15 protein-coding genes are annotated in these 13286 nt (G+C 60.7%); 8 read left to right on the top strand and 7 right to left on the bottom strand.

What is annotated here, in order from left to right; all coding sequences use genetic code 11:
* Positions 1-7 precede the first annotated feature (7 nt).
* From AAF563_10935 to AAF563_10925, 3 genes are all read left to right on the top strand, one after another.
* Positions 8-547: a gamma carbonic anhydrase family protein gene (locus AAF563_10935; protein ID MEM7121783.1), complete on the top strand. Its 540-nt coding sequence runs from the start codon at positions 8-10 to the stop codon at positions 545-547.
* 65 nt (positions 548-612) lie between these two features.
* Entirely contained in the window at positions 613-1365 is a 753-nt protein-coding gene (locus tag AAF563_10930; protein ID MEM7121782.1) for an SDR family oxidoreductase, read from the top strand.
* A gap of 93 nt (positions 1366-1458) precedes the next feature.
* Complete coding sequence (locus AAF563_10925; GenBank protein ID MEM7121781.1) at positions 1459-2580, top strand: extracellular solute-binding protein; 1122 nt, start codon at positions 1459-1461, stop codon at positions 2578-2580.
* Positions 2581-2794: 214 nt separating this feature from the next.
* Here the strand turns inward: AAF563_10925 and AAF563_10920 are convergent, their stop codons facing one another.
* The gene (locus AAF563_10920) at positions 2795-3142 is read right to left on the bottom strand and encodes a RidA family protein (GenBank protein MEM7121780.1); all 348 of its coding nucleotides are present in this window, start codon (positions 3140-3142) and stop codon (positions 2795-2797) included.
* Between the two features lie 133 nt (positions 3143-3275).
* The gene (locus AAF563_10915) at positions 3276-3620 is read right to left on the bottom strand and encodes a RidA family protein (protein MEM7121779.1); all 345 of its coding nucleotides are present in this window, start codon (positions 3618-3620) and stop codon (positions 3276-3278) included.
* A gap of 163 nt (positions 3621-3783) precedes the next feature.
* On the opposite strand from AAF563_10915, the gene AAF563_10910 reads away from it, so the two are divergent.
* From AAF563_10910 to AAF563_10890, 5 genes are all read left to right on the top strand, one after another.
* Positions 3784-5814 carry a S9 family peptidase gene (locus AAF563_10910; GenBank protein MEM7121778.1) on the top strand — a complete coding sequence of 677 codons (2031 nt, stop codon included), beginning with the start codon at positions 3784-3786 and terminating at the stop codon, positions 5812-5814.
* Between the two features lie 67 nt (positions 5815-5881).
* On the top strand, positions 5882-6556 hold the full coding sequence (locus AAF563_10905; protein MEM7121777.1) for a GNAT family protein: 675 nt from the start codon (positions 5882-5884) through the stop codon (positions 6554-6556).
* Between the two features lie 110 nt (positions 6557-6666).
* Positions 6667-8097, top strand: a complete 1431-nt coding sequence (locus AAF563_10900) for a thioredoxin (GenBank protein ID MEM7121776.1) — start codon at positions 6667-6669, stop codon at positions 8095-8097.
* Complete coding sequence (locus AAF563_10895) at positions 8094-8621, top strand: UGSC family (seleno)protein (GenBank protein ID MEM7121775.1); 528 nt, start codon at positions 8094-8096, stop codon at positions 8619-8621. The genes AAF563_10900 and AAF563_10895 overlap by 4 nt, the downstream gene beginning before the upstream one ends.
* 63 nt (positions 8622-8684) lie before the next feature.
* Complete coding sequence (locus tag AAF563_10890) at positions 8685-9278, top strand: sulfotransferase family protein (protein ID MEM7121774.1); 594 nt, start codon at positions 8685-8687, stop codon at positions 9276-9278.
* A gap of 9 nt (positions 9279-9287) precedes the next feature.
* Here AAF563_10890 and AAF563_10885 read toward each other — a convergent pair.
* The 5 genes from AAF563_10885 to amrS form a co-directional block, all read right to left on the bottom strand.
* A protein-coding gene (locus AAF563_10885) for an IS5 family transposase (GenBank protein ID MEM7121773.1) occupies positions 9288-10048 on the bottom strand; the annotation gives its coding sequence in 2 pieces (ribosomal slippage) (positions 9288-9715 and positions 9715-10048; 762 coding nt in all).
* A 71-nt stretch (positions 10049-10119) separates the two neighbouring features.
* Positions 10120-10782: a class I SAM-dependent methyltransferase gene (locus tag AAF563_10880; GenBank protein MEM7121772.1), complete on the bottom strand. Its 663-nt coding sequence runs from the start codon at positions 10780-10782 to the stop codon at positions 10120-10122.
* Positions 10783-11219: 437 nt separating this feature from the next.
* Positions 11220-11531, bottom strand: a complete 312-nt coding sequence (locus AAF563_10875; protein MEM7121771.1) for a hypothetical protein — start codon at positions 11529-11531, stop codon at positions 11220-11222.
* 29 nt (positions 11532-11560) lie between these two features.
* The gene (locus AAF563_10870) at positions 11561-12073 is read right to left on the bottom strand and encodes an ester cyclase (protein ID MEM7121770.1); all 513 of its coding nucleotides are present in this window, start codon (positions 12071-12073) and stop codon (positions 11561-11563) included.
* A gap of 48 nt (positions 12074-12121) precedes the next feature.
* Positions 12122-13267, bottom strand: coding sequence for an AmmeMemoRadiSam system radical SAM enzyme (gene amrS, locus AAF563_10865; protein ID MEM7121769.1), 1146 nt, complete (start codon positions 13265-13267; stop codon positions 12122-12124).
* Positions 13268-13286: the final 19 nt, after the last annotated feature.

Genomic DNA, 13286 nt, shown 5'->3' with positions numbered 1-13286 from the left:
ACACACCATGGCGTACCCCGAACCGGTCATCATGCCCTATCACGGCACGTGGCCGACCCTGCATCCGCGTTCCCTGGTGGTGCCCGGCGCGGCGGTAATCGGCGACGTCACCCTGGCGGAAGAGGCCAGCGTCTGGTTCAACGCGACCGTCCGCGGCGATGACGGGCCGATCACCATCGGCGCGCGCAGCAATGTGCAGGACAACACCATCATCCATGTTTCGACGGAGTATCCGACGATCATCGGTGATGATGTCACCATCGGTCACGCCGTCCACCTGCACGCCTGTCATCTTCAGGACTGCTGCCTGGTCGGCAGCGGCGCCATCATTCTGGACGGCGCCACTGTTGAAACCGGCGCCCAGGTCGCAGCCGGCGCGCTCGTCTCTCCCGGTAAGACCGTCAAGGCCGGCGAACTGTGGGCCGGCGTGCCCGCCAAGAAGCTGCGTGACCTCACCGACGAGGAGAGCGCGTGGATCGTCGAGAACGCACGCTGGTACGTGAAGGAAGTTCATGAGTATCGCGCGGAGCTCGGCCAGACCGACTGAGCGATAGCAGCCACCTCCTCCGCCCTGTTAGCATGCGGGCTCATGTCTTTTGGGAGGAGTAGGCGATGTCGAACTTCGATGGCTTGAGGGTATTGGTGACCGGCTCGACTCGCGGCATCGGCAAGGCGACCGCGCGAGCGTTTCGCGATGCTGGCGCCGTCGTGGCCGTCAACGGACGCAAGCCCGAGGCGGTCGCGGCGACAATCGACAAACTGGGCAGCGAACGGCTGGTCGCGGCACCCGGTGACGTCGCCACGGCCGCGGCGTGCGAACAGCTGGTCGGCGACGCCATTGCATCGCTTGGCGGCCTCGACATCCTGGTCAACAACGCCGGCGTCTTCGCAGAAGGGCCCGTCGACGAGGTCGGCGAGGACGCCTATGACTGGCTGATGGATATCAACGTCAAGGGCGTCTTCTTCTGCAGCAAGGCCGCCCTGCCCACCTTGCGTGCGAGCAACGGATCGATCGTTAACACGGCGTCGGAATCCGGCCTGGTCGGCAACGCCAACATGGCGCTTTACTGCGCCAGCAAGGGTGCGGTCGCCAACCTGACGCGCGCCATGGCGTTCGACGAGGCGCCGGCCGTGCGCGTCAACGCGGTCTGCCCCGGCGGCGTCATGACCGACATGGTGACAGATGGCGCGGACATCACGGCAGACGACCCGTCACTCGAAGAGCTCAAGAACTACGCGCCCATGAAACGCATCGGGTTGCCGGAAGAAATCGCCGACGCGATCCTCTACCTCGCCAACCCCGCCTCGAAGTTCACGACCGGCGCCATGCTCTCGGTCGACGGTGGCAGCACGGCGACGCGCTAAAATTTGCCAATTAAGATGACAAGCAGATGACAGCGGCTCATGCTGTCCTCCACGGGCCATCCCCGTGGGTCGCCCGTGGATCGGGAGGACATCATGAATCGTATCAAGATGATTGATCGGCTGTCCCAAGGCAGGCTCAGCCGACGTGAAGTCAAACAATTGGCAGCGGCCGCCGGCGTCGTCGGTGTGACGGCGCCGGTCATCAACCGACAGGCAAAGGCGGCAAGCGGCGAGGACCTCACTTACTTCACCTGGGGCGGGTTCGAGGACCCCAACCTCTATCCGGTGTTTGCCAGCAAACACGGCGAGCCGGTCGTCACGTTCTATGGTGACGAGTACGAAGCGATCGAGAAACTGCGGGCCGGTTATGAGGCCGATGTCGTCTGTCCGTGCATCGATGTCATGCCCAACTGGATGCGCGTCGGTTTGCAGCCGATCGACGAGAGCCGGCTGGAGTATCTCGACGACACCTTCGAATCGATCCGCAGCCCTGAGGCGGCATTCGACAAGGGCGAGCGCTACTACGTGCCGACCTATTACGGCTTTACCTCGTTCGTTTACCGCACGGACCTGACGGATATCACGCCCGAAACGGAATCGTGGAAGCTCTTCTTTGACGATACCTACGCCGGCCGGATCGCGATTTGGGACAGCACCGATGCGGTCGTGCCGGTCGCTTCCCTCGCCGCCGGCGATCTGGAGGATCCCTATCGTCCTTCGGGTGAGAGGTTGGAGGAAGTCGAAGCGTTGATGCGCAAACAACGCGATCTCGTGCGGTTTTATTGGGGCGAGCAGACATCCGCACTGGAGGCGTTCGTCTCAGGCGAGGTCGTCTTGAGTTATGCCTGGTCGGCGGCCATTCCACCGCTGATCGAGTCCGGCATACCGTTCAAGTGGGCGCAACCGCAGGAAGGCTTGATCAGTTATGTCTGCGGATTGTCGCGCGCCAACAAGGAGGGCACCGACGAAGCGTTGGTCTACGACTTCATCAATGCCAGCATGTCGCCCGAAGCCGGCGCCTACATGATCGAGGTATTCGCACTCGGCGCGGCCAACAGGTTGTCGTACGACATGGTCGATGACGAAGTGCTGGAGCGAAACGGTTTGTCGACACCGGAAGAATCACTGGCCGGGTCGCACACCTATCAGTTCGTGCCGGTCGACCTAAAACAGGAACACATTGCCATCTTCGACGAGATCCGCGCCGGCTTCTAGAGCAGAGCGCACTCTATCTGAGTCGCTTGCGATCCAGATAGAGTGCGCTCTGCTCTAACTATTTGATCGAGAGCGGATTCACGCGATTGATCGTAGCCGCAGAGTGGCTCTGATTAATCGCGATCCGCTCTAGGCGTGTGACGACTGTCATGCTGCATCCTCGCACCGATTGTCCGGGGGGCGAGGATGCAGCGTTGTTCGTCACTCGCTGACGTCAGCGCGCGGCAACACAGGCGATTTCGACTTTCAGATCGGGGGCGGCAAGTGCTGCCTCGACCGTCGCGCGACACGGCTTGTTGTGCGGGTCGACCCACTCGTCCCACACCTCGTTCATCTTCGACCACTTGCGGATATCGGTGAGCCAGATGTTGACCATTAGAAGCTTCGACTTGTCGCTGCCGCACAGGGCCAGTGAGCGGTCGATCTCGGCCAGTATCTGACGGGTCTGGCCCCTGACGCCCTGGCTGGTATCGGTCGCCGTCTTGCCGGAAACGTAAACGGTCTCGCCGTGAACGATGGCGCCGCAGAAGAACTCGCCGGGTTCGTGACGGATGATGGACATAGGCTTGGCTCCCGAGATGTTTTGGTTGTGATCCCGGAAGCCTATAACACCTTTGCGGTTTCGGTTCTTGCTTAGAGCGAATCGTGACGATGAGGAACCGTCAACCGGTTCCCCATGGTCACGTGGATCTACGCTAGATGGCCGCTGTCAGCGTAACCTCGATACCAAAATCGAGCGCCAGCCCAGCCTGAACCGTCGCGCGGCAGGGTTTACTGTCGGGGTCGATCCACTCCAGCCAGACTTTGTTCATCTGTTGAAAGGTCGCCATGTCCTGCAGGTAGACATTGACCATCAAGACCTTGGACTTGTGACTGCCGCATGCGGCGAGCACGCGGTCGATCTCGGCGAAGACCTGGCGCGACTGGCCCTCGACATCCTGGCTGGTGTCGGCAGCGACCTGGCCTGACAGATAGACGGTGTCGCCGTGGATCGAGGCTGCGCTGTACCAGTCCTTGGGTTCGATACGTTTAACGGTCATGGAAACTCCTTAGGTTGGCAGGGCGGCACTTGAGGCCGATAGGCGTCACGCCGCGCGCGACAGTTGCACGACCAGCGCCATCACGGCAACATCAACCCCCTGGGGAATACCACATCAAAACTTCCCGCCAGAGCTGATCCACCATTGAGGCGCTTGCAGAACGATGAAACGCAATTGGAAACGTGCGGCCACAGTCTTGTCCTTCTGCTTGCTGGTGTTTGTCACGACGCCGCCGGACACCACGTTGGCGAACGATGTGTGGACGCCGGAACGCAGCCTCGACGTCAAGAGGCTCTCCGACCTCTCGTTCTCCCCTGATGGCGACGCGCTGCTCTATGGCATCAACACGGTCGATCTTGAGAACGACGCCTACCTGACGGCATTCGTCATCTCGGATCTGGAAGGCACCAACGTGCGCACGCTGCACGAAGCCTCGCCACACATCTCAGGCGCGCAGTGGTCGCCGGACGGTAAGACCGTCGCCTACCTTTCGTCGCAGTCGGGCACCAACAATGTCTGGCTGATCAACGCCGACGGCAGCGACCCCAGACAGCTCACCGACGCGAAGCTGGGCATTTCAAGTTTCCGCTGGGCACCCGACGGCACGGCGATCGCCTTCGTCATGGCGAACCCCAGCTATGTCGACCCGCCTGTGAACAATCCGGATGTCTTCAACAAGAACCACCTGTGGCTACAGAAGCTTGATGACGGCCGCGCCAGCGGTGACGTCATCGACCTCACGCCGGACCAGGACTTCACCGTGAGTATCTGGGCCGGCAACTGGTCCTATGGCTGGTCACCGGACAGCAAGAAGATCGTCTTCGTCTACCAGCAAGCACCGGGTCTGGACTCCTGGACGCACGCCCAACTCGCTATCACCGATATCGCGACCCAGCAGGTGAAAAAGGTCGATATCGGCAACGACAACTGGGCCTACTTTCCGAAGTACTCGCCGGACGGCAAGTGGATCGCGTTCATCAATGCGCCCGGCGCGTTCAAGTGGTCGTTCCTGTGGGACATCAAGCTGATCCCCGCCGGCGGCGGCGAGACCGTCACCCTGCCCAGCTCCAAGAACCAACTGCCGTTCATCTGGCAGTGGGCGCCGGACTCCAAGGGCCTCTATTACGTAGAGAACGATCGCGTGACCTATTCCTTCTACCGCATGCCAATCGACGGCAGTCCGTATGAGAAGGTGTTCGGTTCACCGGAGAACATCGACGCGCCCGGTCTGAACACCTACCTCGTCTCATCGTTCGTCGATGTCAGAGACGACAACGAAAAGTTCGCCTTCATCGGCCAGACGTATAACACGCCGCCCGCCGTCTACATCAGTAACATCCAGAATTACGCGCCGACGAAGATCAGCAGCGTGAATGACGCGTTCCTGGACATTCCCATCGGGAAGACGGAACTGATCCACTGGCAGTCCCTGGACAACACGCAAGTCGAGGCGATCCTCACCTATCCCACGAACTACAACGCGGATCGTCAGTATCCGCTGGCCGTACAGATCCACGGCGGGCCGAACGGCGTCGACTTCAACGAATACCTGCCGCTGATGAAGTTCTTTGCGACCGCCGCCTATGCGGCCGAGGACTATTTCGTCCTGCGGGTGAACTACCGAGGCACGCTTGGTTACGGCAAGACGTTCCGCGAGGGGCTGGTCGGTAACTTCGGCATCCTGGACTATCAGGACATCATCTCCGGCGTCGACCATGTGCTCGACATGGGCCTTGTCGACCCCGATCAGCTCTTCGTCATCGGTCAAAGCAATGGCGGCACCATGACGAGCTGGATCGTCACGCAGACCGACATGTTTAAGGCCGCGTGCGCGGTTGCCGGCGAGACCGACTACATCAGTCTGGAAGGCACCAACGGTTACTTCCAGACGAGCTGGTATCTGGGCGGCAGTTTCATCGACAACCTGCAGGTCTTCCTGGACCGCTCGCCGATCTTCCACGTCAAGAACGTCGAAACGCCCATCTTGATCCAAGGCGGGTTGCTGGACGACAACGTCCCCCACACGCAGTTGGAGGAGTATTATCGGGCGTTAAGACGGGCCGGCGCCGAGGCGCATCTGGTGAGTTACCCCGACTCCGATCACGACTACTATCCGCCCAACCTCTATCTGCGCTTGCTGCGGTCGTGTCTGGATTGGACCAACAGCCATAGAGCCAGCGCGGCCCAGGAGTGATGACACGGCATGTACAAGGTGACGTATGCGCGCAACTAACAAGCGAGGCCAGCCGATCGGCGACCCGATGCCATCCGCTTGGTCGCCGCCGCCCTACCCCGCGCGCCGGACATTGGAAGGCAGGTTCGTGCGCCTGGAACCGCTCGACCATAGCGCCCATGCGGACGACTTGTGGGATACAACCGCGAGCGACAAGGCGGGAACAGGGTGGACCTACATGGTCTACGGACCCTTCGATACACCCCAAGCGTTCGATACCTGGCTGAAACGAGAGTGCGGCGCGGACGATACCGTCTACTTCGCCTTTGTCGCGGCATCGTCGGGCCGTGCGGTTGGTTGGGGCTCCTATCTGCGAATCGCGCCCGACGATGGTTCGATCGAGGTGGGCAGCATTCAGATGTCACTGCAATTGCAGCGGACCACCATGGCGACAGAGGCGCTGCATCTGATGATCGACCATGTGTTTGCGCTGGGTTATCGCCGTTGCGAGTGGAAGTGCGATGCCCTGAACGCAGCGTCACGCCGTGCCGCCGAGCGTCTTGGATTCAGCTTCGAAGGCGTGTTCCGGCAGGCAACCCACTACAAAGGACGCAACCGTGATACCGCTTGGTACGCGATCGTCGATCACGAGTGGCCGCGCCTTGCCGCAGCGCACACGACTTGGTTGGACCCGATGAACTTCGATGCGGACGGCAATCAGGTCAAACCGCTCTCGGCTCTAATCGCGCGGGAGTTTGACTGACGAGCGGGATTGCCAAGCGGCCATCGTGTCTTTGACTGTCAGGCTTGATCCCGCGCGAAACCCCCTGCACTGTTCACGCTCGCCGCGCAACGCTTATTCAGGGAGACACAATGGCCCTGCCCTCTGACGGTTTGGTTCTGGTGGTCAAGCGTGACTGCCCGACCTGCCAGCTAATCGTTCCGCTCGCCGGTGCCTTGGCGGAGCGCGGCATGCTGTCCGGCCTCTACAGTCAGGACGACCCCGGCTTTCCCGAGGCACTCGACGTCATTGACGACCGCGACCTCGAAGCCTCATTCCATCTGGATATCGATATCGTTCCCACACTGGTGCGCCGAGAGGCCGGTCGGGAAACCGCGCGCGCCATCGGCTGGCACCGCGGGGAATGGCAAAACCTGACCGGCATCAACGATCTGGGCGCCGAACTGCCGGATGAACGGCCGGGCTGCGGCTCGCTTTCCGTCGCGCCCGGCATGGCCGAGGAACTCGTGACGCGCTTCGGCGAAACCGGCCTTCAGGCGCGCGAGGTGCCGATCGATTTCCCCGAGGATCCGATCGAGCAGATGTTCGACCGGGGTTGGACGGACGGTCTGCCGGTGGTACCGCCGACGCCAGCCCGGGTGTTGCGCATGCTGGAGGGAACGTCGCGGCAGCCGGGCGACCTGGTCGGCAAGATCCCGCCCGGTTTCGAGGACTGCACGGTCGAAAAAGCCGCGATCAATGCGGTGATGGCCGGTTGCCGCCCGGAATACTTCCCGGTCGTGCTCGCCGCCCTCGACGCCGCACTCGATCCCGACTTCGCGTGGAGCGGCCTACTCTCCACCACCATGGGCGCGGGCGTCGCGGTCGTGGTCAACGGGCCGATTGCCAAACGCATCGGTATGAACACCGGCATCAATGTCTTGGGCCACGGCAACCGTGCGAACGCGACGATCGGACGGGCGCTGCTTTTGACGGCGATCAATGTCGGCGGCGCGGTGCCCGGCGGCGTCGACCGCTCGACGCTCGGCCATCCCGGCAAACACGGCCTTGCCTTTGCCGAGGACGAGAGCGATCCCGCTTGGCAGCCGCTCGCCGCCTCACGCGGCATCGAAGCCGGCAAGTCCGCCGTCACCGTGTTCGGCTTTTGCGGCACCAGCATCAACAACGACGAGAAGGCGCGCGACGCCACTGGTCTCACACGGAGCTTGGCGCGCAACCTGAACAGCTTCTTCGATCCGCGCCTGGCCGGCGGCGGCATCGGCGCCATGCTCGTCCTGTCGCCAGAGTATTGGCGTGTCTTCAGCGAAAGCGGCTGGGATCGCGACCGGATCGAAACCAGCCTGCACGACGCGACCAATCGTAGCGAAGACATGATCGCGAACGATGTCGTCGCCGCCCATGACGGTTCCGGCGATCCAAGTGGTCTGACGGCGAAATTCGCGCCCGGCGACTTGGTCGTCGTGAGGGCCGGTGGCGCGGCGGGCCTGTTCTCGACTATCATCCAGGGCTGGGGCAGCGGCCCGACCGGCAGCCAGCCTGTTACCAGAGAGGTGATACCATGACCGAAACCACTGTCCTTCTGGACCCGACATCGGAGCGGGCGGGCGCCATGCGGTCGCGCAAGACGCCACCACCATCGCTCGACGGGTTAACGGTCGGCTTGCTCGATATCAGCAAGCCGCGCGGTGACGTGTTTCTCGACCGTCTGCAAAGCCGCCTTGGCGATCAAGGCATCACGGTCGAGCGTTTCGCCAAACCGACCGTCGCGAAGAAAGCGCCGGACGCGGTCATCGCCGCGATCGTTGATCGCTGCGATGTCGTGATCGAGGCGCTGGCCGATTGAGGCTCTTGCACGTCGTGCAGTCTGCAGGACATGTTGGAGCTTGATCGACGCGGCATCCCCGCGATCGCGGTGTTTTCCGAAGAGTTCGAGTCAGGCGTCGTCGCCTGGCGCGACCTGCACGGCTTCGATGCCGGCGCGGTCTATGTCCGTCACCCGATCCAGCCCTTGACCGATGACGAGGTGAACGAACGCGCCGACGCGGTGTTCGACACGATCATCGCCGGCATCACCACGCAGGATTGACACCCATCCGCGGGGCGCCTCGTTTCTTCATCTCGGCCTTTTAGAGAGTTCAGGGAGTTCTCCATGACATTGAGGGTTGTCGGCGCGGGCGTCGGCCGGACGGGTACGGCGTCGCTGAAGCAGGCGCTGGAAAGGCTGCTCGGCGGCACCTGCCACCATATGTTCGAAGTCAGCGCGAACCAGGACGAGATACCGGTCTGGAAGGCCGCCGCCCACGGCACCATGCCGGACTGGCACGCGTTTCTGAGCCGGTATGTCGCCATCGTCGATTGGCCGGGCGCGGCGTTCTGGCGCGAGCTTACGACGGCTTACCCCGATGCCCTGGTCCTGCTCTCCGTACGCGAGCCGGAGAGTTGGTACAAAAGTGCCAGTGAAACGATCTTTGCCGACGACGCCGGCGGCGACTCGCCAGCCTTGTTGGACATGTGGCACGCCCTCGCCCGCAATCGCTTCTGCGACGATCCACACGACAAGGACAAGCTGATCGCCGCCATGCTGGCGCACAACGCCGCCGTAGAGGCGGCGATCCCGCCTGAGCGCCTGTTGCAATGGCAGGCCGGCGACGGTTGGGAACCCATCTGCACGGCACTCGACCTGCCGGTACCCGACGAACCGTTCCCCCACACCAACACCAAGGCGCAGTTCTTGGCGAGCTAGGGTCAGGACTCATTGATAGATCCAAAATGTAACAACTGCGGCGATACAGATTGCCGACATGAAGGTATGAGCACAGCGGTCGTATCTGGTTGCGATGCGCCGCCAATCCTTGAGCATTGGAAACATGTTTTCCGCCTTGTGACGTTGCTTGTACAAGCTATTGGAGTAACTCCTTGGTGTCGTCCGGTTTGATCGTGGCGGGATGCAAGCTTTGATCTTGCGGGCATTCAGCGCATCTCGGAACTCGTCGCTGTCATGGCCTTTATCGCCGATCAGGATTTTTGCATTCGGCATCGCTGGATAGATCAGTTTTGCTCCAACATGATCGGAAAGTTGGCCTTCACTCAAGCACAGCGCCAAGGGCCTTCCTTGGTTGTCGCACAGTGCATGAAGTTTGGAGTTCAACCCGCCCTTGGTTCGACCAATGCGGCGCGGTGCAGCCCCTTTTTTTGCAAACTGCAAGCAGTCCGGTGAGCTTTCAGGTGAGTGGCGTCGGTCATGACAATATCTGATTCTTCAGTGCAACCCGCCAAGCCGCTAAAGATGCAATCAAAAACGCCCTTTCGTGACCAACGGACAAAGCGGTTGTACAAGGTTTTGTGCGACCCATAAATTTCGGGTGCGTCTCGCCATCGCAGACCGTTTCGGATGACGTGGATGTTTCCGCTCACGACACGCCTGTCATCGACACGGGGTCTTCCGTGGGGTTGCGGGAAGTACGGTTTGATGCGCTCAAGTTGGGGTTCGGTCAGCCAATAACAATCAGACATGGGCAAGTCCTCCTGCCCACTTGAATCATATCCCGAATTAGATGTGAATCGGTGGAGTTGCGAATGTCGGCTCAGCGGACAAAGCTGTCATTCATCCGGCGTTTTTTGGCGGCGATAAAGTAGCTGGACGCCCCCGAATAAATCTTCCTTGTTTCCATTGCATGAAAGTTTGCGCCGCCTACCAACCTATCCAAGTCGGAGCTTTGAAGCCTTCGTATCGGAACGGGAATGATCCCAAGTTTGCACAGTAGGCGAACGAGCTGAATCTGGGCACTGACTACAAATGACATCTTATCCCGCAAGCAGGGCGTAACGGAAACAAACGTCCCGTCAGGCTTTAGAAGTTCATGTACCCTCCCCATGACGCGCTGCGGGTCGGGCACTGTATGGAGCATGTTGAAGGCCAAAATGACATCAAATGAGCTTTTGCTGAATCCTTCGTCAAAAATATCTGCCTGCGCGAAGCTTACGTTTTCAACTCCGTTCGCCACCGCCTTTTCCTTTGAAAGTTCAATCATTCTGCCAGAGATATCTATGCCTTCGATTTCTGACACATGGTTGGCTAGTTCACAGGCTGTCGTGCCTGTTCCGCACCCGTAGTCCAACACAATGTCACTGTCTTTGAGGTGCTTCTTTGCGTATTCCCTTGATGCTTGATGGATTTTCTCAAATCTCTCTTCAGTCCTGTCGTAGTTGTCGGCTGACTTGTTCCAAAACTCTTCCGATTTACCCATCTTGCAACTTTCAGTGATTTCAAAACAGTGTGGCTTTCCCCGCGAACGACGGGGGGATTGCATTGGTGCAGTCTTCTGACCCGTGATCCTGTGCGATGCTTGCCAATCACCTTACGCCAGTCGAAGAGTTGGCTAAAATCCAGACTTACGCTGTTGTCGCTAAGGGCTCGATCCGACCATTGCCACGGTTCAAATTAATGGGGCCTGACCCTAGCGTGTAATCGGGATCAGTCTGCTTTTTTGACGCGCGTGCGCTCCGCTCCCTCACCCAGCTTCGGCTAAGGCGCTGATGCGCCCAAGCCTGCGCAACCCTCTCCCCCACTCACGCGGGGGCAAAGGAAAATGGCTGGCGAAGAACTCCCTCTCCCGTCAGCGGGAGAGGGCGGGCCCGGCGCGAAGCGCTGGGAGGGTGAGGGTCGTGCACGCAATTGGCTCCGTCAGGGTGACATGGAGCTAAGCCGCACGGGCTGGCGTTTGCGGCCCCAGGGTCCCAGGGCTCTGTTCGAACACGCCGGCGATCGCCGTGCCGCAATGGCCGACCTGCTGCACTGCTGCAGTCCCCAGTGGGTGAGTTCGTACCAATCACGGCCGATCAGTGGTGTGCCGCAAGACGGGCAAACCGTCGTGTCGCCGTCGCGGTCGTGCACGTTGCCGGTGTAAGCATAGCGCGCGCCGTTTGCGATCGCGATTTGGCGCGCGGGGGTTAGCGTCGCGGGCGGCGTGTTCGTCTTGTCCAGTATGCGGCGCAACGGATTGGCTTACAATTGTGACGCCTCTGTCACTTCACGAGCCCGATCTGCTGGAACAGTCCGTACTTGTCCCAGGTCACCCACGTCTCGACGATCTTGCCGTTTTCAACGCGCGTGAATTCGACGGAGTCGAAGGTGATCGTCTTGCCGGTCGGTTCTTCGCCGAGATACGAGCCGCTGTGAACCGCACTGAGCACGACCCGCGTGGCAACCATATCGCCTTCGGCAACCTGTTCCTTTGACGTCACATGCACATCGGTGAAGGCTGCGTGAAACTGTGCGAGATCCTCTTTGAGCGCCTCAAGGTCCCTCTGTTGCGGCGCGTCGCCATGGCCTATCTGAGAGTCCAAATGATTGACATAGTTCGGCGCCATAACGTCTTCAGGCTTCAAAGTCGTGCCGCTCAGCCATAGTTCGATGGATTCATAGGCAACTTTTTTGTCAGCTTCTTCGGTCGCATCATCGGCAAGCGCGGCAACGGATAATCCTGCAACGCTCAACATGACCACGACGGCGACGATCGCATTGCCGTAACGTTTCATTTGTCCAGCCCTCCTCCAACTTGTGCTGGTTCGCATGATACACGGAAGTCAACGCGATTGGAGGGTGTTGCCCGAAGTCGTTCCGATGTTGCTGAGGCGTACCGGTTGGCGCTTGCGCCCCCAGGTGCCCGGCTGCTGTTCGAAGACACCTGCCACGGCGGTACCGCAATTGCCGCAATGGCCGCCCTGTTGCAGACCCCAGTGGGTGAGTTCGTACCAGTCGCGGCCGATCAGCGGCGTCTTACAGGATGGGCAAACCGTCGTGTCGCCGTCGCGATCGTGCACGTTGCCGGTGTAAGCGTAGCGCACGCCGTTTGCGATCGCGATCTGGCACGCGCGGGTCAAGGTCGCGGGCGGCGTGTTCGTCTTGTCCAGCATGCGGTAGTCAGGATGAAAGGCGGTGAAGTGCATGGGCACATCCGGCCCAAGCTTGTCGACGACCCAGCGGGTCATGGCGTCAATTTCGTCGGCTGAATCGTTTTCGCCGGGGATCAACAGTGTCGTCAACTCGAACCACACGTCGGTTTCGTGTTTAAGGTACTCGAGCGTCTCCAGGACCGGCGCCAGATCGCCGGCACAGATCTTCTTGTAGAACCGCTCGGTGAAGGCCTTCAGATCGACATTGGCCGCGTCCATGACGGCGAAAAACTCGGCTCTGGGTTCCGGCATCATGTAACCGGCCGTGACAGCCACCGTCTTGACGCCTACCGCGCGGCAGGCGTGCGCCACGTCGACCGCGTATTCATGGAAGATGACGGGATCGTTGTAGGTGAAGGCGACCGAACGGCAGCCCAGGTCTCGCGCCACGGCGGCGATCCGCTCCGGTGGCGCCTGATCGGCCAGAGTGTCGACTTCCCGGGATTTCGAGATATCCCAGTTCTGGCAGAACTTGCAGGCCAGATTGCAGCCTGCCGTGCCAAAAGACAGAACCGGCGTACCCGGCAAAAAGTGGTTAAGCGGTTTTTTCTCGATGGGATCGATGCAATAGCCGCTGGAACGGCCATGGGTCGTCAAAACGATCCCGCCCTTCTGGGCCTGGCGGACGAAACAAAGGCCGCGCTGGCCCTCGCTCAGCCTGCAAAACCGGGGGCACAGATCGCACTGGATCCGGCCATCGTCCAGGCCATGCCAAAAGCGGCCGGGAACCACGCCAAAGGTGTCATTTCCCTGTGTCTTTTCGGCGGTATCCGGCATCCTCACGCTTGACCGGGCT

It is taken from the genome of Pseudomonadota bacterium, from assembly GCA_039028155.1.
In the GTDB taxonomy this organism is placed as follows: Bacteria; Pseudomonadota; Alphaproteobacteria; order SP197; family SP197; genus JANQGO01.
The sequence above is the reverse complement of the archived record's forward strand: the minus strand, read 5'-3'. Positions and strand labels throughout refer to the sequence as shown.